24 protein-coding genes are annotated in these 20,571 nt (G+C 70.5%); 13 read left to right on the top strand and 11 right to left on the bottom strand.

Annotation, left to right across the window (positions count from 1 at the left end; genetic code table 11):
- The first annotated feature begins 2 nt into the window (after positions 1-2).
- From JKJ07_RS35870 to JKJ07_RS35880, 3 genes are read left to right on the top strand one after another with little or no spacing between them, the layout of a single operon-like run.
- Complete coding sequence (locus tag JKJ07_RS35870) at positions 3-1,478, top strand: arabinofuranosidase catalytic domain-containing protein (RefSeq protein WP_202996420.1); 1,476 nt, start codon at positions 3-5, stop codon at positions 1,476-1,478.
- 27 nt (positions 1,479-1,505) lie between these two features.
- Entirely contained in the window at positions 1,506-2,420 is a 915-nt protein-coding gene (locus JKJ07_RS35875) for an AEC family transporter (protein ID WP_202996421.1), read from the top strand.
- Positions 2,421-2,448: 28 nt separating this feature from the next.
- Positions 2,449-2,916, top strand: coding sequence for a flavin reductase family protein (locus tag JKJ07_RS35880; protein ID WP_202996422.1), 468 nt, complete (start codon positions 2,449-2,451; stop codon positions 2,914-2,916).
- On the opposite strand, the gene JKJ07_RS35885 is transcribed toward JKJ07_RS35880, so the two are convergent.
- A complete protein-coding gene (locus JKJ07_RS35885; RefSeq protein WP_202996423.1) occupies positions 2,900-3,334 on the bottom strand; it encodes a MarR family winged helix-turn-helix transcriptional regulator in 435 nt (144 codons plus the stop codon). The genes JKJ07_RS35880 and JKJ07_RS35885 overlap by 17 nt on opposite strands.
- Before the next feature lie 87 nt (positions 3,335-3,421).
- Here JKJ07_RS35885 and JKJ07_RS35890 point away from each other — a divergent pair, with 87 nt between their 5' ends.
- From JKJ07_RS35890 to JKJ07_RS35905, 4 genes are all read left to right on the top strand, one after another.
- Positions 3,422-4,054, top strand: coding sequence for an FMN-dependent NADH-azoreductase (locus tag JKJ07_RS35890; protein ID WP_202996424.1), 633 nt, complete (start codon positions 3,422-3,424; stop codon positions 4,052-4,054).
- The gene (locus JKJ07_RS35895) at positions 4,051-4,674 is read left to right on the top strand and encodes a hypothetical protein (protein WP_202996425.1); all 624 of its coding nucleotides are present in this window, start codon (positions 4,051-4,053) and stop codon (positions 4,672-4,674) included. Before JKJ07_RS35890 ends, JKJ07_RS35895 begins: the two co-directional genes overlap by 4 nt.
- Before the next feature lie 655 nt (positions 4,675-5,329).
- The gene (locus tag JKJ07_RS35900; RefSeq protein WP_202996426.1) at positions 5,330-5,611 is read left to right on the top strand and encodes a DUF1905 domain-containing protein; all 282 of its coding nucleotides are present in this window, start codon (positions 5,330-5,332) and stop codon (positions 5,609-5,611) included.
- Positions 5,612-5,802: 191 nt separating this feature from the next.
- A complete protein-coding gene (locus tag JKJ07_RS35905; RefSeq protein ID WP_236030495.1) occupies positions 5,803-6,294 on the top strand; it encodes a DUF3253 domain-containing protein in 492 nt (163 codons plus the stop codon).
- On the opposite strand, the gene JKJ07_RS35910 is transcribed toward JKJ07_RS35905, so the two are convergent.
- Together JKJ07_RS35910 and JKJ07_RS35915 are read right to left on the bottom strand one after the other, a co-directional pair.
- Entirely contained in the window at positions 6,266-7,474 is a 1,209-nt protein-coding gene (locus JKJ07_RS35910; RefSeq protein WP_202996427.1) for a cysteine desulfurase-like protein, read from the bottom strand. The genes JKJ07_RS35905 and JKJ07_RS35910 overlap by 29 nt on opposite strands.
- Before the next feature lie 10 nt (positions 7,475-7,484).
- Positions 7,485-7,940, bottom strand: a complete 456-nt coding sequence (locus JKJ07_RS35915) for a group II truncated hemoglobin (protein WP_202996428.1) — start codon at positions 7,938-7,940, stop codon at positions 7,485-7,487.
- A gap of 54 nt (positions 7,941-7,994) precedes the next feature.
- On the opposite strand from JKJ07_RS35915, the gene JKJ07_RS35920 reads away from it, so the two are divergent.
- Together JKJ07_RS35920 and JKJ07_RS35925 are read left to right on the top strand one after the other, a co-directional pair.
- The gene (locus JKJ07_RS35920; RefSeq protein ID WP_202996429.1) at positions 7,995-8,327 is read left to right on the top strand and encodes a winged helix-turn-helix transcriptional regulator; all 333 of its coding nucleotides are present in this window, start codon (positions 7,995-7,997) and stop codon (positions 8,325-8,327) included.
- Between the two features lie 6 nt (positions 8,328-8,333).
- Positions 8,334-8,807, top strand: a complete 474-nt coding sequence (locus JKJ07_RS35925; RefSeq protein WP_202996430.1) for a macro domain-containing protein — start codon at positions 8,334-8,336, stop codon at positions 8,805-8,807.
- An 11-nt stretch (positions 8,808-8,818) separates the two neighbouring features.
- On the opposite strand, the gene JKJ07_RS35930 is transcribed toward JKJ07_RS35925, so the two are convergent.
- The 5 genes from JKJ07_RS35930 to JKJ07_RS35950 all read right to left on the bottom strand — a co-directional run bounded on the left by JKJ07_RS35930 (position 8,819) and on the right by JKJ07_RS35950 (position 15,072).
- Entirely contained in the window at positions 8,819-11,149 is a 2,331-nt protein-coding gene (locus JKJ07_RS35930) for a rhamnogalacturonan lyase family protein (protein ID WP_202996431.1), read from the bottom strand.
- 60 nt (positions 11,150-11,209) lie between these two features.
- Positions 11,210-12,160, bottom strand: coding sequence for an alpha/beta hydrolase (locus tag JKJ07_RS35935; RefSeq protein WP_202996432.1), 951 nt, complete (start codon positions 12,158-12,160; stop codon positions 11,210-11,212).
- 11 nt (positions 12,161-12,171) lie between these two features.
- Positions 12,172-13,809, bottom strand: coding sequence for a flavin-containing monooxygenase (locus JKJ07_RS35940; protein WP_202996433.1), 1,638 nt, complete (start codon positions 13,807-13,809; stop codon positions 12,172-12,174).
- Between the two features lie 464 nt (positions 13,810-14,273).
- The gene (locus tag JKJ07_RS35945) at positions 14,274-14,663 is read right to left on the bottom strand and encodes an ankyrin repeat domain-containing protein (protein WP_202996434.1); all 390 of its coding nucleotides are present in this window, start codon (positions 14,661-14,663) and stop codon (positions 14,274-14,276) included.
- A 55-nt stretch (positions 14,664-14,718) separates the two neighbouring features.
- Complete coding sequence (locus tag JKJ07_RS35950) at positions 14,719-15,072, bottom strand: hypothetical protein (protein WP_202996435.1); 354 nt, start codon at positions 15,070-15,072, stop codon at positions 14,719-14,721.
- A 37-nt stretch (positions 15,073-15,109) separates the two neighbouring features.
- Here JKJ07_RS35950 and JKJ07_RS35955 point away from each other — a divergent pair, with 37 nt between their 5' ends.
- Entirely contained in the window at positions 15,110-15,826 is a 717-nt protein-coding gene (locus JKJ07_RS35955) for a class I SAM-dependent DNA methyltransferase (protein ID WP_202996436.1), read from the top strand.
- Here the strand turns inward: JKJ07_RS35955 and JKJ07_RS35960 are convergent.
- Both JKJ07_RS35960 and JKJ07_RS35965 read right to left on the bottom strand, forming a co-directional pair.
- Entirely contained in the window at positions 15,779-16,009 is a 231-nt protein-coding gene (locus tag JKJ07_RS35960; RefSeq protein WP_202996437.1) for a hypothetical protein, read from the bottom strand. The genes JKJ07_RS35955 and JKJ07_RS35960 overlap by 48 nt on opposite strands.
- Before the next feature lie 80 nt (positions 16,010-16,089).
- Positions 16,090-16,596, bottom strand: a complete 507-nt coding sequence (locus tag JKJ07_RS35965; protein WP_202996438.1) for a MarR family winged helix-turn-helix transcriptional regulator — start codon at positions 16,594-16,596, stop codon at positions 16,090-16,092.
- A gap of 54 nt (positions 16,597-16,650) precedes the next feature.
- Here JKJ07_RS35965 and JKJ07_RS35970 point away from each other — a divergent pair, with 54 nt between their 5' ends.
- From JKJ07_RS35970 to JKJ07_RS35980, 3 genes are all read left to right on the top strand, one after another.
- On the top strand, positions 16,651-17,994 hold the full coding sequence (locus JKJ07_RS35970; RefSeq protein WP_202996439.1) for a glutamine synthetase family protein: 1,344 nt from the start codon (positions 16,651-16,653) through the stop codon (positions 17,992-17,994).
- Positions 17,995-18,031: 37 nt separating this feature from the next.
- Positions 18,032-18,724, top strand: a complete 693-nt coding sequence (locus JKJ07_RS35975; RefSeq protein ID WP_307834582.1) for a type 1 glutamine amidotransferase — start codon at positions 18,032-18,034, stop codon at positions 18,722-18,724.
- Between the two features lie 70 nt (positions 18,725-18,794).
- Entirely contained in the window at positions 18,795-19,358 is a 564-nt protein-coding gene (locus JKJ07_RS35980) for a hemerythrin domain-containing protein (protein WP_202996440.1), read from the top strand.
- A 4-nt stretch (positions 19,359-19,362) separates the two neighbouring features.
- On the opposite strand, the gene JKJ07_RS35985 is transcribed toward JKJ07_RS35980, so the two are convergent.
- On the bottom strand, positions 19,363-20,568 hold the full coding sequence (locus JKJ07_RS35985; protein ID WP_202996441.1) for a DUF1501 domain-containing protein: 1,206 nt from the start codon (positions 20,566-20,568) through the stop codon (positions 19,363-19,365).
- Positions 20,569-20,571: the final 3 nt, after the last annotated feature.

Here is a 20,571-nt window from a genome sequence, read left to right on the forward strand (position 1 = left end):
TCATGGGTATCCGATCCTCACGCTTGGCCAAACGAGCGGTCCTCGTCCTAGCGATCGTCGTCGCCCTGGCGGGCGCGGCCCCGGCCCACGCCGCGGGCGCCGGCCCGTGCGACATCTACGCCGGCGGCGGCACCCCCTGCGTGGCCGCCCACAGCACGACCCGCGCCCTCTTCGGCAGCTACAACGGCAGCCTCTACCAGGTACGCCGCTGGTCCGACGGCGCGACCTCGAACATCGGCCTGCTCAGCGCGGGCGGTTACGCGAACGCCGCCCAGCAGGACTCGTTCTGCTCGGGCACCTACTGCACGATCGTGCGCATCTATGACCAGACCGCCCGGCACAACGACCTGACGATCGCCCCCGGCGGCGGCGCCAACCCGACCGCCGACCAGGGCGCGAACGCCGCCGCGCTGCCCGTGACGGCGGGCGGGCACAAGGTCTACGGCGTCTACATCTCGGCCGGCAACGGCTATCGCAACAACGCGACCAACGGCGTCGCCACCGGCAGCCAGCCCGAGGGCATGTACATGGTCACCGAGGGCACGCACGTGAACGACCGCTGCTGCTTCGACTACGGCAACGCCGAGACCAACAACATGGACACCGGCAACGGCGACATGGACGCGATCTATTTCGGCAACCTGTGCTGGTTCTCGCCCTGCTCGGCCGGGCCGCGGGTGGCCGCCGACCTCGAGAACGGGCTCTTCGCGGGCGGTAACGGCTCGTGGACAGCGAACACCGGACGCAACAGCGCCTTCGTCACCGCCGTCCTGAAGAACAACGGCACTTCCACGTACGCCATCAAGGACGGCAACGCGCAGTCGGGCGGGCTCGCCACGCGGTACAACGGGTCGCTGCCCACGCAGTCGGGCTACAACCCGATGACCAAGCAGGGCGCGATCATCCTGGGCATCGGCGGCGACAACAGCAACGGCTCGGTCGGGTCGTTCTTCGAGGGCGTCATGACCAGCGGGTATCCGAGCGACGCGACGGAGAACTCGGTGCAGGCCAACATCGTCGCCGTGGGTTACGGCAAGAGCGTCACGTTCCCGGCGAACGGCGCGACGTACCGCCTCACCAACCTGGCGGCCGGCAAGGTGCTCGACGCGGTGAACTGCGGCACCGCGAACGGCACGGGCGTACAGGTGTGGCAGTCGCTCGGGAACACCTGCCAGCAGTGGCGGTTCAACTCCGTGGGCGCCAACAAGTGGACGATCACCAATGTGAACTCGGGCAAGGTGCTCGACGCGGTGAACTGCGGGCTCGCGCTGGGCACGGCGGTCAACCTGTGGCAGCCGCTGGGCAACACCTGCCAGCAGTGGGCGGTCATCCCGGCCGGCAACGGGCGCTACGAGCTCGTCGTCGAGAACAGCGGCATGGTGCTCGACGACCAGAACTGCGGCACCGCGAACGGCACGAAGGCCCAGCTCTGGATGTGGCTCAACAACACGTGCCAGCTGTGGGCGATCGCGCCCTGACATTCAAATAAAGGTAGCGTCGGGGAGATGATCTCGGCGCTCTCCGGTTTCGCGGTCATCGGCGTGATCGTGCTCGCCGGGTGGATCGCCGCCCGCTGGGGCCGGATGCCCGCCGAGACCGAGACCGTGGCCGGCAAGCTCGCGTACACGGTGCTCTCCCCCTGCCTGCTGTTCACCAGTGCCGCGGCGGCCGATCCGAGCGCGCTCTTCACCGAGCCGCTGCTCGTCTCGGCCGCCGCGGCGATCATCTGTTTCGCCCTGCACCCGCTCACCACCCGCGGCCGCGACCTCGGCACCCGCATCGTCGGGTCGCTCGGCGCGGGCTATGTGAACGCGGCGTTCATCGGCATCCCGATCGCGATGTACGTGCTCCACGACACCGCCCTCGTGGTGCCGATCTTCATGCTGCAGCTGCTTGTCTTCATGCCGGTCACGGTGACCCTCCTGCAGATCGCCACAACCGGTCACACTTCCTGGCGTACGTCACTGACCGTGCCCCTGCGCAACCCACTCACCGTGGCCGTCGTGCTGGGAATCGTCGTCTCCGTCACCGACGTACGGCTGCCGGCCGTGCTGACCGAGCCGATCGCCGCCATGGGCAACGCCGCCGCGCCCGTCGTGCTCGTCGCGTTCGGCATGTCCCTTTCCGGTCGCCGCCTGCTCGAACCCGGCCCCGACCGGCTGCCCGTGCTGGCCGCGGTGGTGCTCAAGGCCGCGATCATGCCCGCGGTCGCCTTCCTGCTCGCGCTCGCCTTCCGGCTCAACCCCACCGAGACCTACGCGGTCACTGTGCTGGCCGCGCTCCCCGCCGCGCAAAACATCTTCCTGTACGCCCAGGCCTTCGACCGCGGCGTCGTGCTCGCCCGCGACGCCGTCTTCCTGTCGACGCTGGCCTGCATGCCCGCGCTCGTGGCGATTGCGATCTTGCACACGTTGACTTGAACCGAGGTTGAAGTTCTACCGTTCGACAGTGCACAACAGCGTCACCACCGGGTTCAAGGCCGCCTTCCGCCGCTATCCCACCGGCGTAGCGATCATCACCGCGGCCGGCCCCGTGGGGCTGACCGCCTCGAGCGTCGCGTCGGTGTCGCTGGAACCGCCGGCCCTGTCGTTCTCGGTCATGGACTCACCGTCGGCCCAGGCCCTGCTGCGCGCGCCGAGTTTCGTCGTCAACCTGCTGGGCCCGGCCTCGGCCGCGCTGGCCCGCACGTTCGCCGGCCCGAACGGCCCCCGATTCGCCCCCGACCAGGGCTGGGAGCTGCTGCCGACAGGCGAGCCGGCCCTGACGACGGCGCTGGCCTCGCTGCGCGGCACCCCGTTGCAGCTCGTCCCGGTCGGCACCTCCACGGTCGTCATCGCCGAGATCCACGACGTGCTGCTGGGCCCGCCGGGCGGTCGCCTCGTCTATCACGACCGCGATTTCATCGCCCAGCACTGAGCACCTTCTCCAGGGCGGTCGCCACGCTGCGCGACTCCGCCGCCGTCATGTGTGACGTGAAGTAGCGCTCGATCGCCCCCAGATAGACGGGCGCGGCGGCGCGCAACGTCTTGCGCCCCTCCGCGGTGATCACCGCGTACGCGGAACGTTTGTCCTCGGGGTTGACCTCGCGGCCGACCAGGCCCGCCGCCACCAGCTGGTCGACGACCCGGCTGACCCGCGTGCGGGAGACGACCGCGACCTCGCCCAGCTCCCCCATGCTGAGCCGCCGATCCGGGGCCGCGTTGAGCTCGAGCAGCACGTCGTACCAGGTCAGTGGCAGTCCGCACTGCTGCTGGAGCTCGCGGTCCATGCGCGGCACGAGCGCCGCGTGCACCCGGAGCAGCGCCGCCCACGCGGCCGTATCGGTGTCGCCCATCACCCGATCCTACCCAACTCTTGTGCGTGCGCACGCATCAGAGTAAAAATGTGCGTGCGCACGCATTCTTTAGTGAAGGGCACGACGATGACCAAGGTTCTGCACCTCTCCGCCTCCCCCCGCGGCCCGCGCTCCGAATCCCTCGCGATCGCGAGGACGTTCCTCGACACGCTCCGTGACGTCTCGCCGCAAACCCCGATCGAGACGTACGACCTGTGGGACGGCACCCTGCCCCCGTTCGGCCCCGACGCCGCGGCCGCCAAGATGACCGTCTTCGCCGACGAGCAGCCCCAGGGTGCGGCCGCCGACGCCTGGAACGCCGCCATCGCCACGTTCCGCCGCTTCGACGCGGCCGACCGCTATGTGTTCAGCGTGCCGATGTGGAACGCCGGCATCCCGTACATCCTCAAGCAGTTCATCGACGTCGTCAGCCAGCCCGGCCTGGTCTTCGGCTTCGACCCGGTGCAGGGCTACAACGGCCTCTTGCAGGGCAAACGCGCCGCCGTCATCTACACCAGCGCCGTCTACGGCCCCGACCGCGGCCCGGCCTTCGGCGCCGACTTCCAAGCCCCGTACGTGGAGGAATGGCTGCGCTGGGCCGGCGTCGACGACATCCGCACCGTCCACTTCCGCCCGAACCTCGCCACCGCCGACGCCGACACCGGCCGCCGCCTGGCCCACGCCCAGGCCCGCGATCTCGCCAAGGAGTTCCTGTCATGAAGCTCGGCCTCTGGGCCCTGCCCGCCTACGGCATCCTGCTCGCGCTCAGCACCCTGACCCACCAGCCGTCGATCGACGACTTCGACGCGTACGCGCGCTACGTCACGACCGACACGTTCCTGCTGAGCCACCTGGGCGCCAGCATCCTCGGGGCCGCCCTGGCCATCCTGGGCACGGCCGCCGCCACGACATACCTGAGGAGCAAACTGCCCTTCGTCCTGACGGTCGTGGCCAACGTCTTCCTGGCCGCCACGTTCGGCAGCGCCGCCTTCGTCCAGCCCGGCCTGGGCCGAGCCCACCTGGCCGGCGTCCCCGGCATGCCCGCCCTCAACGACGACACCGCGTACGGCCCCGCCCTCTTCGCGACGGCCCTGTCCGCATCCTTCCTCCTGATCGTCGCCGCGACCGCCCTCGGCACGGCGATCGCCCGCACCAGCCGCTCGCTCCGCGCACCCGGCCTCGCGTACGGGGTTCTGCTGTCGCTCTTCGTCGTCTCGGGCTTCGCCTTCTCAGCCGTGCAGGCTTACTTGGGGTTCGCCTTCGCCCTGGCCACCGCCGTCCTGGCCATCCGCCTGCCCCGGACGACCTCCAGTCCCGGCCCGGTCCTGACAACCGTCTGACATCCGCGCGATCGCCTGCCGCCCGCATTCGTCTCCGGGCGGCAGCGCGCCACACCGGCACCCCCGCGCCTCGCCGCTCTCCGCCGCGCCCCGCCGCTTTCTGCCCCGCCCGCCGCTTTCCACTCCGCCGCGCCCCGGCCGCTTTCCGCCCCACCCGCCGCTTTCCGCCCCGCCGCGCCACGCCCAGCCGCGCCGCGCCCAGCCGCGCCACGCCCAGCCGCGCCACCCCACGCCGCGCCACCCCACGCCGCGCCACGCCACGCCGCGCCACGCCACCCCACGCCGCGCCACCCCACGCCGCGCCACCCCACGCCGCGCCACGCCACGCCACGCCGCGCCGCGCCGCGCCGGATCGAGCGTGGCCTTGATCATCCGCCGCGTATAGCCCACCCTCCCGGGGGCCACCGCCTCCGAGCAGTGTGGCGCAATTCGTCGATCTTCGAGTCCAGCCCTGTGGACAGGTGGCCGCTGTGGATAACGCGTGCCGCGGCCGGATCTGTGATAAGACGGCCGTCGGGGGCAGGACATGCAGCACACGACCCGTTGACCTGATGGCGCCGCCCCACACGGCACCGATCCCTGATGGCGCCGCCCGCACGGCATCGAACGGGCCGGCGGCCCGAACGCTGATCGACCGGCCCGAAAAGGAGCTGCCATGACCGCCGGACCGCTCGACATCACCTTCACCGCCACGCTGGGCAAGATCAATGAGGGTGACACCTGGACCTGTGTGCAGCTGCCCGGTTCGGCGGAGATCTTCGGCACGCGAGGGCTCGTCAAGGTGGCCGGCACCGTCGACGGGGTCCCGTTCGAGGGTGCGTTCATGGCGCTCGGCGACGGCACCCACAAGCTGCCGGTCAACGGCGCGATCCGCAAGACGCTCGGCAAGTCCGACGGCGACGAGGTCGTCGTCCACCTGACGCGGCGCCGCAACTGAGGCCACCTGACCCGGCACCGCAGCTGAAAGCCTGACCCGACGCCGCAACCAAAAGCCGGACGCAGCGCGGCAACCGAAAGCCTGACGCGGCGCCGCAACTAAAGCCTGAACCGGCGCCGCAACCAACAGCCTGACCCGGCGCCGCAAGTGAAAGGCGGAATACGACCGGCGCGGCCGGGAACAATCAGCGCATGAGCACGGGCGACAAGGGCACGATGACGGAGGACGGCCGCTACCTGGTCGTCAACGGCCGGAAGTGGCGGGCCACCGACCCGGCCATCCCCGAGAAGCTGCGTCAAGAACTGGTCGACGAGCTCATGGCGGCCCGCCGGCTGGTCCGCACCGACCCCGAGTCGGCCCGCCCCCGGGTGCAGGACGCCAAGGTGGCCCTGGGCGAGCGCGGCGACCCGTGGTGGGAGCCGACGCCCGAGGGCCAGCGGAACAGGCTGGCCTCGGCCATGCGAGCGCTGCTGCGACACCGCAAACCCGAGTCGACGATCTGCCCGAGCGACGCCGCCCGGGTCGCCGGTGGCGAGTCGTGGCGCGACCTGATGGACACGGCGCGGGAAGTCGCGGCCGGCCTGGCGCGCGACGGGACCATCACCGTACGGCAGAAGGGTGTTGACGTTGACGTGGCCGCGACGACCGGGCCGGTCAGGCTGGCCCGGGGACCGCAGTGGTGAGCCGGCCGAGCGCGGCCAGCAGCTGGTCGACCTCGGCCTCCGTGTTGTAGTGGTAAAGGCTCGCGCGGACCGCTCCCCCGGTCGCGCGCAGCCCCGCCGCCTCGAAGTATTCGACCGCGTAGTAGTCACCGTGCGACACGCAGATGCCCTGCTCCCCGAGGATGCGGGCGGTCTCCGCGGGCGCCTGGCCGTCGACCCGGAACGAGATCGTCGGACAGCGGTCCCGCCCGGCCGCGCACAGGGACACGCCTTCGTTCGCCCGCAGCCCGGCCAGCAGGCGCGTGGCCAGCGAAGTCTCGTGCTCCTCGGCCGCGGCCATGCTCGCGAGCACCCGCTCACGCCGGGAGCCTTCCGACGGGGTCAGCCCGGCCAGATAGTCGACCGCCGCCGTCACCCCGGCCAGCAGCTCGAAGCTCAACGTTCCGTACTCGAACCGGTCGGGCGCCACGGACGGTGACGGGATCAGCTTCACCGGCTGCAGCGGCTCCCACACGGCCGGGTCGGCGATCACCGCGGCGTAATGCGGGCCCGACCACTTGTAGGCGCTCGTCACGTAGAAGTCGGCGCCGAGCGCAACCATGTCGGTCGGCCGGTGCGCGGTGGCGTGCACCCCGTCGACGTAGACCAGGGCGCCGGCGGCGTGGGTCAGGTCGGCGATCTCGCGGACGGCGGGCACGGTGCCGACGGCGTTGCTGGCCGCGGTCACCGCCACGAGCTTGGTGCGCGGCCCGATGAGCTCCGCATACTGCGCCACCGGCAGCTCACCGGTCACCAGATCAACGTCGGCCCAGCGTACGGTGGCTCCGGTCTGCACCCACGGGCGCACGTTGGCGTCGTGGTCGAGCCGGGACAGCACGACCTCGTCGCCGGGGACCCAGCCCTGGGCCAGCGTGCGGGCCACCAGATAGGTCAGGGCGGTGGCGCTGGGACCGAACGCGACCCCGGCCGGGTCGCCGCCGACCAGGTCGGCCACGGCGGACCGGGCGGCCGCCACGATCTCGCCCGAGCGGCGGGCCGGCTCGTGCGCGGTGCCCCGGTTCGACACCGCCGTACGCATGGCCGCGGCGATCGCCTCGATCACGGGCGCGGCCGGCTGGGTGCCCCCGGCCCCGTCGAAGTGCACGAACCCCTCGGCCAGCGCGGGATATTCGGACCGGATGCGGGCGACGTCGAGGCTCATGATCCCCAGCTTAGGGCTGGTACGGCGGCGCCTCGCCCCACCCCCAGCGCGGCACCGGAGCCTCGCGCACCACGTCGGCCCCCGGCTGCGAATTGTGCCGGGCCAAGCGGGTGCCCCACTCGACGTATGCGAGGAACGCCGCCCGGAACTCCGGGTCGTCGGGCAGCCCAGCCTCGTCGGCCGCGTCCTGGATCAGGTTGACCCAGCGCCGGCGCTGCGGCTCGGTGATGCCCATGCCCAGGTGCTTGCCGAGCATGTGCGCGTAACCGCCGTGCGCGCCGGTGTAGTCGGCCGGCCCGCCGAACACCTCGGCCAGCCAGGTGGCCACGTGCTGGGCATGCTCGGCCGGCATGTGGGCGAACAGCGGCGCCAGCAGGTCGTCCTTCTCGACGCGGGTGTAGAACGCCTCGGTCAGCCGCGTGAAAGCCGCACTGCCGCCGGCCCACTCGTACAGCGTTGGTGTCATGTCGATCAGCTCAGCAGGGCCGCGCGGCACCGGCAAGTACGCACATAATTGTGCGTGCCCAAGCGATACAGCTGCCCCGTCGAACTGACCGTCGACATCGTCGGTGGACGGTGGCGCACAGTCTTGCTGGCCCGGCTCAAGGAGGGCGTCCACCGCTACGGCGAGCTGCGCCGCCTCACGCCCGGCATCAGCGAGAAGATGCTGACCCAACGCCTGCGCGAACTCGAGGCGGACGGCCTCATCACCCGCCGCGACCTGGGCACAACCCCACCCCACGTCGAATACGACCTGACCGCCGAGGGCCGCACCCTGATCCCCCTCCTCCAGGCCATGTACGACTGGGGCGCCGCCCGAGCCGCCCGCACAGGCACCGAAGTGGGGGCGTGAGCCGTGGTGCCGTTGCGGATCGTCAAGGGGGATGCGACCAGCCCGCAGACCAAGGGCCCCAAGGTGATCGCCCACGTCTGCAACGACCTCGGCGGCTGGGGTAAAGGTTTTGTGCTGGCCGTGTCGCGACGGTGGCCGGAGCCCGAGAAGGCGTATCGGCAGTGGCACCGCGAGCGGGCGGGCAACGACTTCGGGCTCGGGGCGACACAGCTCGTGCAGGTGCGGCCCGACGTCTGGGTGGCCAACATGGTCGGGCAGCACGGCATGCGTACGGGCAGCAATGGCCCGCCGATCCGCTACGACGCCGTCGAGCGCTGCCTGACCGCCGTCGCCGGGCATGCCGACCGGCTGGCCGCAACCGTCCACATGCCTCGGATCGGTTGCGGCCTGGCCGGCGGCCGCTGGAGCAGGATCGAGCCGTTGATCGTCGCCGAGCTGTGCGCCCGGGACATCGGCACGACCGTTTACGACTTCGGCTGAGCCACGGAGAGCTAGCGGACGTAGATGTTCGGCTTGGCCGGGGTGGTCATGCCGTTGCCCAGGAAGAAGCTGGGGTGCGGCGGCTGGTTGTAGGCCGTGTTCTGCCAGGCGATCGCCACGCGGTATTGCGAGTCGTGCATCAGCGTGTGGATGCGCCGGTCGGTGACGGTCGGCGTGGCGTAGATGCGCAGGGCCGACGAGTCGGAGAGGCGCCACACTACTTCCTCGCGCCAGTCGCCGAACAGGTCGCCGGAGACGGCCGGGGTAGCCTTTGTGGTGTTGTTCGACGCAACGCCCGAGGCAGTGAGCAGGCGGGTGTCGCCGCTCGTGCCGTACTTGTCGATGCGGGTCTGGTCGAGCAGTTCGCGCACCGGGTCGCCGTCCCACCAGATCAGGAAGTTCGTCGACGACGGCTTGCGGCCCACGTTCTGCCCGCTCGTGTTCGACAGGCCGTCGACCGAGGAGGACCAGGCTTCGGCGCCGGCGCTGCCCGCGTAGATGTCGCCGGCGACCGCGCGGCCGTTGTCGCAGCCGCACGACGGGTGGGTCCAGATCCGGGCCCCCGTACGGGCGTCGAGCATCGCGTCGCTCGGCTGTGACGTGCTCTCCGACGGGCGGTAGACCTCCAGCCCGGCGCGCGACGGGATCAGGTCGCCCACGTGCAGGCTGTCGCCGTGGCCGAGCCCGGAGCGCCACAGCAGCGAGCCGTTGTCGTCGATCGCCGCCGCGCCGTACATGATCTCGTCGCGCCCGTCGCCGTCCGCGTCCGCGATCGACAGCTGGTGGTTTCCTTGCCCGTACGCCCCGACGTTGCTGTTCCCCGAGTCGTACGTCCACCGGCTGGTCAGCGCGCCGTTGCGGAAGTCCCAGGCCGCGATCACCGCGCGCGTGTAATACCCCCGGGCCATGATCAGGCTGGGCCGTGACCCGTCGAGATAGGCCGTCCCCGCCAAGAAGCGATCAACCCGGTTCCCGTACGAATCCCCCCACGAGGAAACGGTGCCCCGCGCGGGCGTGTAGTTCACGGTCGACAGCGCCGCCCCGGTCAGCCCGCTGAACATCGTCAGGTATTCGGGCCCGGACAGCACATACCCCGACGAGTTGCGGTAGTCCGCCGACGACGAGCCGATCACCACGTTCGTGCCCGAGCGCGTCCCGTCGGCCGTCTTCATCGCGATCTCCGCGCGGCCGTCGCCGTCGTAGTCGTACACCTGGAACTGGGTGTAATGCGCCCCGGCCCGGATGTTGCGACCGAGGTCGATGCGCCACAGCCGGGTCCCGTTCAGCTTGTACGCGTCGACGAAGACGTTGCCCGTGTATCCCGACTGCGAGTTGTCCTTGGCGTTGGACGGGTCCCACTTCACGAACAGCTCGTACACGCCGTCGCCGTCCACGTCACCGACCGACGCGTCGTTGGCCGAATACGTGTAGGCCACCCCGTCCGGCGTCGTCCCGCCCGCGGGCACCTGCATCTTCACGTCGAGATAACCGTTGGCGAACGACAGCGACGACGCCGAGTCACCCTGCTCCACCCCGTCAACCACAGCCCGTACGGTGTAGGCCGCCCCCGCCGCCGCCCCCGAGTCCAGGTAGTTGGTCGAGTTCGTGATCGGCGTCGCGTTCAGCTTGGTGCCGGCGCGGTACACGTTGAAGCCGGTCGCCTGCGCCTCGGTCCCGAGCAGGCGCCACGAGACGAGGTTCGCGCTCCCCGACCGTACGCTGATGACCCCGCGATCAAGATCCTCCATCTGCCGCCCGGTCCCCGTGGAAGGCGGAGTCGTAGGCCCCGACACGTAGTTGAACGACCATTGCATCCGAGCGATGTCCGAGCAGGTCTCCTCGACGATCGGATTGTTGCCGGCCGTCGACCCGTCCCGATTGCTCACGCACAGCCCGGTCGCCACGCTCTTGACCAGGAACTTGCCGGCCGCCGCGCTGGAGGCGGTGAACGTCCAGAGCTGGTTGGTCTTGGTGCCGTCCCCACACCCGTACTGCTGAAGCTGGGTTCCCGAGGTTGTGGACGAGCTCGGCACGTCGATGCAGCGGGTGCTGTTGCCGTTGGCCAGGTTGAACTGCCCCGACCCGCGCGCCACCGCCTTCCACTGCTGGCTGGTGGCGGTGCCGCAGGCGACCTGGATCAGCGGGGCCGAGTTGTCGGCCGAGGCGCCGGTGACGTCCACACACTTGCCGCTGGACGCGGAGGCGAGCGTGTAGACGCCGTCGGCGACGGGGGTCACCGCCGCGGCGGACGCGGGCAGCAGCGAGCTGACCGCGATGCCCGCCGGGACGGCGAAGGCGACCGCTACTACGGCAATGACCCCACGGCGACGCGTTGTGCGCATGACGTTCCTTTCGACGGAATCACCTCCGTAGATGCGTCAGGAACGCCGCGACAACAGAAACTACGTAAGAGCGCGCCTCAGTGCGTCCAGGCGCAGGGCCCAGATCCGCCGGGACAGGGCGGCCTCGGCGGCGAACGTCTCCGCCGCGTGATAGCTGCCCGGGTGGATGTGCAGCTCGGTCGGCACGCCCGCGGCCATCAGGCGCTGGGCGAAGGCGATGTCCTCGTCGCGGAACAGGTCGACCGTGCCGACGTCGATGAACGCGGGCGGCAACCCGGCCAGGTCCTCGGCGCGGGTCGGGGCGGCGTACTGGTCGGCCGGTTTGCCCCCGAGATACCAGGCCCAGGCCTCCAGGTTGCCGGACCGGTCCCAGATGCCGATGTCGGTGATCTCGTGGCTGGACTCGGTGGTGTTGGTGTCGTCGATCATCGGGTAGATCGGCATCATGAACTTGAGCTGCGGGCCGCCCCGGTCGCGGGCCAGCAGGGCCGTCGCGATGGTCAGGCCACCGCCCGCCGACGCGCCGTAGACGGCCAGCCGCTCGGGGTCGTAGCCCAGCTCGGCCGCGTTCTTGGCCATCCACACGAGCCCGGCGTAGCAGTCCTCGACCGGGGCCGGGTGCGGGTGCTCGGGCGAGAGCCGGTATTCGACCGAGACGACGATCGCGTTGACCTCGTCGCAGATGTACGTGGCGTTCGGGTCCTCGCCGTCCACGCTGCCCAGGATCATGCCGCCGCCGTGGATGTAGAAGATGCCGGGCAGCAGGCCGGTGGCGTTGACCGGCTTGTAGATCCGTACGGTGATGTCCGGCTCGCCCTCGGGGCCGGGAACCGTGCGGTCCTCCTTGACGACGTTCGGGTTCTCGGGGATCTCGATGCCGGCCAGCATCGCCTGCACGGTGGCGCGGCGCTGCACGATGTCGGGCACCGAGTTGAAGCCGCCCGGCAGGGCCTCGAGCAGCTGGTTGAGCGGGACGGCCACTTCGGGATCGATCAGTTCACGACGGGACATGGGATTCCTTCCTATGCAGCGAGTGAAAAGCCCTCGTAGCCCTTGGCGGCCACGTCGTCGCACTTCTTGCGGTATTCGCCCACGCCGCCGCAGTACGGCATGAAGACGCGGGTCTTGCCGGGCACGTTGGCGCCCATGTACCAGCTGTTGGCCCGCGGGTAGAGCGTGTAGCTGGCCAGTTCGTTGACGTGGTCGACCCACGCCTCCTGCGCGTTCGCGGTCGGCTCGATCGTGCGCAGCCCCTGCCGGCCGAGGTGCTCGATGGCGTCGGCGACCCAGTCGACGTGCTGCTCGATCGACACGAGCATGTTGGACAGCACCGACGGGCTGCCCGGCCCCGTGATCATGAACAGGTTGGGGAAGCCGGCCGAGCCGATGCCCAGGTACGTCCGGGGTCCCGCGCTCCACGTCTCCCTGAGCGAGATGCCGTCCCGCCCGCGGATGTCGACGTTGGTCAGCGCGCCGGTCATCGCGTCGAAGCCGGTGGCGTACACGATGACGTCGAACTCGTACTCCCGCTCGGACGTCCGGATGCCCTTCTCGGTCACCTCGACCAGCGGGGTCCGCCGCAGGTTGACGAGGTGCACGTTGGGCCGGTTGAACGTCTCGAAGTAGTCCGTGTCCAGGCAGGGCCGCTTCGTGCCGACCGGGTAGTCCGGGCACAAGTCCTCGGCCACCTGCGGGTCCTGCACGATCGCCCGGATCTTGTCGTGGATCCAGGCCTTGGCCGTGTCGTTGGCGGCCTGATTCGTCGCGAAGTCGGTGAACGTCGACAGCAGGTTGACCAGGCTGCCGCTCTCCCAGGCCGCCTCGAAGGCCTCGTTGCGCTCCTCCGCCGACACCTCCAGCGCCGACTTCGTGGGCACCACGACCGGCACGCCGGCCCCCGATTCCCGCTGCGCCTTCCGGTACGCCCGGTAGTTCGCGCGCATCTCGGCCACCTCGTCGTCGCGCAGCCGCCGGTTGCGGGCCGGCAGCGAATACGAGGGCGTGCGCTGGAAGACGGTCAGGTCGGCGGCCGTCTCGGCGATCACCGGGATGGACTGCACGCCTGACGAGCCCGTACCGATGATGCCGACCCGCTGGCCCGTGAACTCGATCTGCTCGTGGGGCCAGCGCGAGGTCTGGTACGAGGTGCCCTTGAACGTCTCGATGCCCGGGATCTCGGGCAGCTTCGGCGACGACAGGCAGCCGGTCGCCATCACCAGGAACCGGGCGGTCACCGCGTCCTCGTGCTCGGTGCGCACGAGCCAGGCCTTCTGCTCGTCGTCCCACGTCGCGCCGGTCACCCGCGTCCGGAAGACGATGTCTTTGCGCAGGTCGAACCGGTCGGCCACGTGGTTCGCGTACTTGAGGATCTCGGGCTGCGTCGGATAGCGCTCCTGCCACGGATACTCCTGCTCGAGATCCTCCGAGAAGGAGTACGAGTAGGCCAGGCTCTCGACGTCGACCCGCGCACCCGGATACCGATTCCAGTACCAGGTGCCGCCGACGCCGGTCCCCGCCTCGAAGACGACGGCGGTGCGGCCCTCCTGACGCAGCTTGTGCAGCAGATACATGCCCGAGAAGCCGGCGCCGACGATCACGGCATCCACGCTGGGCGGAACGTTACGAGCTTCTTCGGCGGACTCCTGAACGCTGTGGGACATGGGCAAACTCCCTGACTGACAACGGCTCCGAGGCAGGGGGCATCGCCGCTTTTCGGGTATGGCGATGCCAGCGGTCTTCGGGACGGCCGAGGGGTGTGCCGGCGGGGGCGCCGGACGGCAATCTTGTGGAGAGCCGCGAGCTGTTTCGACGCGAGCGAGCCGCGCCCGGCTATCGGTTCTCCGTCACCAGCGGTGACCATTGCGTGACGTAGCCCACAACATAGAATGCATTCTGCATCCCGTCAATGTTTCAACGGTGTTTCTTTCTTGCGACGAAAGATCACTTGAGCAGGGCAAAGACAACACCGAACCCGTACGCCACGTCGACTCCCACAACCGCAATAAGCCAGAACCGGGAGTCTCTGCGAGCTAGCTGCAACAAACGGCCGTAGCGCACGACCGGCTGAAGTGGGTGGCCGGCCAGCGCGGGTTGCCCGCCGGAGGTTGGCGCACCGGGGTGGCGGTCAGGCGTCGCCGAGGAGGGCGGTCATCTCCGGGAGCTTGAAATACTCGGCCGTGGCCCGCGCCGAAGGGGTGCCGCCGTCCGGGTCGGCGCCGGCTGCGAGCAGCGTCTTGACCGTGAGCGCGTTCTGGCGGAAGACCGCGGCCGACAGGGCGCTCTGCCCCCGGTCGTTGACGCGGTTCGGGTCGGCGCCGTGCTCGAGCAGGCCGGCCACCGTGTCCACCTGGTTGTGGTAGGCGGCGAGGATCAGCAGCGTGTCGCCCTTGTCGTTGGTCAGGTTGGCCGGCAGGCCCGCCGCCACGTTCTCGATCAGCTCCTGCGCACCCCCGTTACGCGCCAGGTCGAACATGCGATGCGCGTACGCGATGGTGTCTTCATCCAGCTCAGCCACGGCCCGACGTCTACCCGCCCCGGCGCCGGCGAAACAGCGGCACCCCACGAACGGCTCACAGCGGCTGCCAGTAGTGGGGTTCCTGATAGGTGTGCCACCCGTGGAAGAACCAGTCGGCCAGGTCGGTGAGCCGGGTCAGGCAGGCCTCGTAATAGCTCCGAGGCTCCGGCCGCCGAAACTCGGCGTGCCCGGTGTGGTCGGGCACCCAGGTCGACACGTAATGAAAGCCCTCGACCAGCCACCGCTCCAGCGACTCCCGCTCCGCACACTCCTCGCACGCGACCCGCATGGCCTGCTCGAGCCGGCTGAACGCCCCCGGATCCCAGACCCGGTCCGCATACAACCCCAGCATGAACGACCCCGGCTCGGAACCGAACTCGCTACGAAGCACCTCGAACGCGTCTCGCACCCCCGAAGCATCCCAGCCGGGTACGACAATAGTGCCCATGACGGGGCCGTTCGACTTCGCTGACCTCTACGCGATCGCGTTCGGCTATCGCGACATCCCGCGCGAGGCCGATCTGCTGCTGACCTGGTTCGATCGGCACCACGGCGGCGACCCGGCGACCGTGCTGGAACTGGCGGCCGGCCCCGGCGATCACGCGCTCGAACTGGCCAAGCGTGGCCTGGACGCGACGGCGCTCGATCTGTCGGCGGCCATGTGCGCGAAGGTGGGAGAAGGGGTCCGGGTCGTTCAGGCGGACATGACCGACTTCGAGCTCGACCAGCGGTTCGACCTGGCGATCCTGATGCTCGACTCGGCCTCGCTCCTGCTGACCGGCACGGCCATGACGAAGTTCCTCGGCTGCGTGGGCCGCCACCTCACGACCGGCGGCCTGCTGGTGCTCGACCTCAGCGTCGGCGAGGGCAAACCCGACTGGACGATCGAGGCCGGCGGCAGAACCGTCCGCACCCAATGGGGCCTGCCCGGCGACGCCTTCGACCCCCGTACGGGAATCGAACAGACCCGAGTGAGGATGACGGTGGACGGGATCGTGTGCGTCGACGAGGTGGTCGGCTCCCACCCGTGGACGGCCGGCCAGGTGCAGGATCTTGCCGGCGACGGGTGGGAGCTCGTCGCACGCTACGGGTCGATGACCGAGGACATCCCCGCGTCAGACCTCCGCGCGCTCCGGGACGTCCTCGTCCTGCGGGGTCGTTGAAGAGATCGCCTTCTCGATCAGGGACCAGGCCAGCAGCCCGGCGACGGTCAGCGGGACCATCACGTACCACTTGCCCAGCACGCCGAAGTCGCCCGTGCGGCCCATCGTGTGGAGGATGCTGACCGCGGCCAGCGGGAGGCAGGCGAGGCCGATGACAACGCGGCGGATCCACATGTTCTGCATGCCTGGAAGTGTGGCCGCCGAGGGGCCGCCGGCGGATCTGGCGACGGTCGGAAAGTGGGCTATGCCCGAGGGCATAGGCGTCAGGGGCGTTCGATCCGCTCGATGGTCTTGACGATCTCGCGCAGGCTCTCGGTCATCGCGCCCTGGCTGGGGCGGGGCACCCCGGCCACCAGCTTGGCCTCCATCGCGTTGAACCGGGGGTAGATCTCCTCCATCAGCCGCCTGCCCTCGGCGGTCAGGTGGATCTCGACCAGGCGGCGGTCGTCCTCGCGGCCCTGCTTGCGCATCCAGCCCTTGCCCTCGAGTGTCTTGACCACGCCGGTCAATGTCGCCTTGGAGATCGCTGCCGCCTCGGCCGCGTGCCGCGTCTCCATGCCGTCGAAGATCCACACCACCCACATCACGACGAAGCCGGTCCACGTCAGGTCGTACGGCCTCAGCACTTCGTTCGACGCGTACGACCGGACGGCGTTGGCGGCACGGTAGATGCTCGACACGGCCATGGCCGCCTCGAAGTCGAGGCCGAGCGACTCGACGTACTGCCGCATGGCCCGTTCGGTCTCGACGAGGTTCGGGTGGTCCTTCATGGCGACGATGGTACGGTCCGCCCCGGGAACCCGCCGTCCATCGAGGAGCGACCCATGCTCGCTGTCGACGCCCAGGCCCTGCAGGAGGTCCAGGCCCAGCTGCAGGCACGGCAGATCGACGTGGTGCGCCTCGGTTACAGCGACCTCGTCGGCACCGAGCGGGGCAAAGACCTTCTCGTACGGCGGTTCGCGCGCACGGCCGGCGACGGGGTGGCGTTCTGCCGGTCGGTCTACGGCACGTCCCCGAGGGGCGACGTGATCGACATCGAGGGTGGCCTCTCCGCCGGGCTGCCCGACATGCTGGCCGTCCCCGATCTGGCCACGGTGCGCGACATCCCCTGGGAGCCGGGCGCCGCGCACGTCATCGCCGACCTCTTCGATCCCGGCGGCGGCCCGTCCGAGGAGAGCCCGCGGCACGTGCTGCGCCGGGTGATCAAGCGGTTCGAGGCCCTCGGGATGCGGCCGATGGTCGGGCCCGAGCTCGAGTTCTTCGTGCTGGAGCAGTCGCCGGCCGGCTGGCGGCGCTACGGCGACGGCCCGGGCCACGTCTACACGGCCGGCCGCCGGGGCGACCCCGACAATCTGCTCCTCGACTGGCTGCGCCGGCTCGACCCGTACGGGCTGGAGGTGGTCGCGGCCAACCATGAGTTCGCGTCGGGCCAGTTCGAGATCAACCTGTGGCACTCCGACGCGCTGGACGCCGCGGACCGGACGTTCCGGTTCCGGACGGCGGTGCAGGAGCTGGCCCGGATGGGCGGCCGGCGAGCCACCTTCATGGCCAAGCCGTTCAACGACGAGGGCGGCTCGGGCTTCCACGTGCACTTCTCGTGCTGGCCGCCCGACGGGGAGCCGCTGTTCGACGACCCCGCGGGCGACGACGGGCTGTCCGGGATCGCCCGCTCGGCAGTGGCGGGCATCCTGGCCCACGCGCCTGCCCTCACCGCGCTGCTCAACCCGACGATCAACTCGTACAAGCGGTTCGGCCCGGGCACGCTGGCGCCGTGGCTGATCGACTGGGGGCTGGACAACCGCAGCGCCATGGTGCGCATCCCGCCCGAGCGGGGCCGGGCCGCCCGCCTGGAGCTGCGCCTCGGGGACGCGTCGGCCAACCCGTACGTGGGAATTGCCGCCGTGCTGGCCGCCGCCTTCCTGGGCCTGCGCGACAAGCTGGAGCCGCCGGCCCAGCTGGAGGGCTACGGCTACGACGTCACGAAGGCCGATCGGCTGCCCACCGACCTGCCCACCGCGCTCGCCGCTCTAGAGGCCGACACCGAGTTGATCGAGCTGCTCGGCCCCCGTTTCGTCGCCGCTTTCCTGGCCTATAAGCGCAACGAGCTGGAGCGCTTCGCCCAGTGGGTGACCGACTGGGAGTTCCGCGAATACGCCCAGCATCAATGACTGTTTGGATCCGAACGATCGAGCTACAGTGATCGCCGTGAAGTTGCTCGTCGTCCAGCACGATCACGTCTCGCCGCTCGGCCCGGTGGCCGCCCGCTTCGCCGAGCACGGCTACGAGATCGTCCACCACTCGGTCGTGCCCGCCTCCCGGTTCGACTCCCCCGGCGTGATCGGCCGGTTCCCGTCGTTCGCCGAGTTCGACGCCGTCGTCGCGATGGGCGCGCCCTGGTCCACGTACGACTCCGTGGTCGGCAGCTGGGTCACGCCCGAGCTGGAGGAGCTGCGCAAGGCCGACGAGGCCGGCGTGCCCGTGCTCGGCATCTGCTTCGGCGGTCAGCTCCTGGCCACAGCCCACGGCGGCGCGGTGGCCCGGTCCCCGCTGCCCGAGATCGGCTGGACGACGCTGGAGACCGACGCCCTCATTCCGGCCGGCCCGTGGTTCGAGTGGCACTACGACCGCTGGACCCTGCCGCCGGGCGCGGTCGAGGTGGCCCGCAGCCCGTCCGCGTCGCAGGCCTTCGTGCTGCGCCGCAACCTGGCCCTGCAGTTCCACCCCGAGCTGACCCCGGCGATGCTGCAGGGCTGGCTGGCCCAGGGCGCCGGCACCGACGCCCGGGCCCGCGGGCACGACCCCGAGGCGCTGCTGGCCCAGACCCGCCAGGAGTCCGACGTGGCCGCGAAACGGGCCCACGCCCTGGTCGACGCGTTCCTGACCCACGTCGCGACCTGACCGGCGCATACATCGCCCCGCCCCGGGTACCCGCTGCGCCGCCAGACTCGAAGCGCATGAGGAGCCCGTGATGACCAGCAGCACCGACCCGGACGTGGTCGACATCCTGACCGCCGACCACCGCGATGTGACCGCCCTGATCGGCGAGATCTGGACGATCACCGACCCGATGATCCGGCGCGACCTGACCGACACCGCGATCAGCGAGCTGGTGCGGCACGCGGTGGCCGAGGAGATGTACGTCTACCCCGCCATGCGCAAGCACCTGCCCGACGGCGACAAGTCGGTCGAGCACGACGTCGAGGAGCACAAGGAGCTCGAGGAGACGATGAAGCGCCTCGAGAACGCCGACGTGTCGAGCGCTGAGTTCACCGAGGCGCTGCGCAACCTGGAGGCCATCCTCGCCGACCACGTGCAGGACGAAGAGTCCGACCAGTTCCCCGAGCTGCGCAAGCACATCCCGCGCGAGGAACTGGTCGAGCTGGCCGGCAAGGTCGAGACGGCCAAGCGGCTGGCCCCGACCCGCCCCCACCCGGGCGCGCCCAACAGCGAGCTCTTCCACAAGCTGGTCGGCCCCGGAGTCGGACTGGTCGACCGCCTGCGCGACAAGCTGACCGGCCGCGCCACCAAGTAGCGGCTCAGGTCAGCACCCCGTCGAGGTGGGTGGACCAGCCGTCCAGCACCTGGCCGGGGTCGGTGGTCAGGACGTCGCGCAGGAGGGTGGCGTAGACGTTCCGGAAGTCGGTGGTGAACTTCAGGTCGCCGTCGTCGAGGTCGGTCAGGCTGGGCCGTTCGCCGTGCAGGCCGCCGGTCACGCCGTCGCCCAGCAGGAAGACGTTCGAGGCCGTGCCGTGGTCGGTGCCGTCGGAGGCGTTGGCCTCGACCCGGCGGCCGAACTCGGAGTAGACGGCGGTGACCACGCCCTTGCCCGCGACCCGGGCGGCGAAGGCCGACAGGGCCTTGTCCAGCTTGGCCAGCAGCGACTTCTGGGCGTCCTTGCCGTCGGCGTGCAGGTCGAAGCCGCCCAGCGACACGGAGTAGACGCGGGTCGCCACGCCCGCCTCGATGCAGCGGGCCACGAGCGCGAGCTGCTGGTCCAGGGGCGGGGCGGCCCCGCCGGTCGCGGTGGCGGGGGCCTCGCTGTCGTCGTCGGCCGATTCCAGCGGGGCCGAGACCAGATCCCGTACGCGGGCCAGGTCGCCGAAGCAGGCGGCGGCCCGGGCCTGGGCGGCTGACTCCCCGGCGGCCGGCGCTCCCATCCGCGTCAGCAATTCCGGGGTCACGCCGCTGGGAAGCTTCCCGGGTACGGTCGCGCCCGCGCTCCTCGCCCCGGCCAGCAGGGGCGGCAGGACGGGCTCGAACGAGATGGCCAGCCGCGGGTCGCCGCCGGCCCCGTCGAGCCAGCGGCCCAGCCAGCCCGTCGTGCCCGGCCGGTCGGGCTGAGCGGTCTGCCAGATGTCCATCGACTGGAAGTGGCTGCGGCTGGGCTTCGGGTAGCCGACGCCCCGCACGATCGCCAGCCGGCCCTCGCCGAACAGCTTGTGCAGGCCGGGCAGCCCCGGATTGAGCGCCTCGCCCGCGCCCGCGCCCTCGCCCAGATCGAGCAGTTCGCCTTCCCCGTACGCGAAGTCGGGCCGGGCGGCGGCGAGGGCGGGATCCCCGTACGGGATGACGGTGTTGAGCCCGTCGTTGCCCCCGTAGAGGGTGACCAGCACCAGCGTCTTGGCGGCCGGATCACGATCGCCGGCCGTGTCCAGCAGGTCGCGCAGGCCCAGGGTCGTGGCGCCCGCGGCGACGGTGACCCCGCTGGCGATCAAGAACCGGCGTCGGGTGACGGTGTCCATCGC

Source organism: Paractinoplanes lichenicola, assembly GCF_016785085.1.
Lineage (GTDB): Bacteria > Actinomycetota > Actinomycetes > Mycobacteriales > Micromonosporaceae > Actinoplanes > Actinoplanes lichenicola.

What these genes read in the sequence shown, in the direction of transcription:
- JKJ07_RS35985 (WP_202996441.1), bottom strand. Translation starts at nt 20,568, where the DNA reads ATGGACACCGTCACCCGACGCCGGTTCTTGATCGCCAGCGGGGTCACC.
- JKJ07_RS35885 (WP_202996423.1), bottom strand. Translation starts at nt 3,334, where the DNA reads ATGGGCGACACCGATACGGCCGCGTGGGCGGCGCTGCTCCGGGTGCAC.
- JKJ07_RS35910 (WP_202996427.1), bottom strand. Translation starts at nt 7,474, where the DNA reads ATGAGCCTCGACGTCGCCCGCATCCGGTCCGAATATCCCGCGCTGGCC.
- JKJ07_RS35870 (WP_202996420.1), top strand. Translation starts at nt 3, where the DNA reads ATGGGTATCCGATCCTCACGCTTGGCCAAACGAGCGGTCCTCGTCCTA.
- JKJ07_RS35955 (WP_202996436.1), top strand. Translation starts at nt 15,110, where the DNA reads ATGACGGGGCCGTTCGACTTCGCTGACCTCTACGCGATCGCGTTCGGC.
- JKJ07_RS35930 (WP_202996431.1), bottom strand. Translation starts at nt 11,149, where the DNA reads ATGCGCACAACGCGTCGCCGTGGGGTCATTGCCGTAGTAGCGGTCGCC.
- JKJ07_RS35980 (WP_202996440.1), top strand. Translation starts at nt 18,795, where the DNA reads ATGACCAGCAGCACCGACCCGGACGTGGTCGACATCCTGACCGCCGAC.
- JKJ07_RS35895 (WP_202996425.1), top strand. Translation starts at nt 4,051, where the DNA reads ATGAAGCTCGGCCTCTGGGCCCTGCCCGCCTACGGCATCCTGCTCGCG.
- JKJ07_RS35935 (WP_202996432.1), bottom strand. Translation starts at nt 12,160, where the DNA reads ATGTCCCGTCGTGAACTGATCGATCCCGAAGTGGCCGTCCCGCTCAAC.
- JKJ07_RS35900 (WP_202996426.1), top strand. Translation starts at nt 5,330, where the DNA reads ATGACCGCCGGACCGCTCGACATCACCTTCACCGCCACGCTGGGCAAG.
- JKJ07_RS35905 (WP_236030495.1), top strand. Translation starts at nt 5,803, where the DNA reads ATGAGCACGGGCGACAAGGGCACGATGACGGAGGACGGCCGCTACCTG.
- JKJ07_RS35940 (WP_202996433.1), bottom strand. Translation starts at nt 13,809, where the DNA reads ATGTCCCACAGCGTTCAGGAGTCCGCCGAAGAAGCTCGTAACGTTCCG.
- JKJ07_RS35960 (WP_202996437.1), bottom strand. Translation starts at nt 16,009, where the DNA reads ATGCAGAACATGTGGATCCGCCGCGTTGTCATCGGCCTCGCCTGCCTC.
- JKJ07_RS35965 (WP_202996438.1), bottom strand. Translation starts at nt 16,596, where the DNA reads ATGAAGGACCACCCGAACCTCGTCGAGACCGAACGGGCCATGCGGCAG.
- JKJ07_RS35890 (WP_202996424.1), top strand. Translation starts at nt 3,422, where the DNA reads ATGACCAAGGTTCTGCACCTCTCCGCCTCCCCCCGCGGCCCGCGCTCC.
- JKJ07_RS35970 (WP_202996439.1), top strand. Translation starts at nt 16,651, where the DNA reads ATGCTCGCTGTCGACGCCCAGGCCCTGCAGGAGGTCCAGGCCCAGCTG.
- JKJ07_RS35875 (WP_202996421.1), top strand. Translation starts at nt 1,506, where the DNA reads ATGATCTCGGCGCTCTCCGGTTTCGCGGTCATCGGCGTGATCGTGCTC.
- JKJ07_RS35915 (WP_202996428.1), bottom strand. Translation starts at nt 7,940, where the DNA reads ATGACACCAACGCTGTACGAGTGGGCCGGCGGCAGTGCGGCTTTCACG.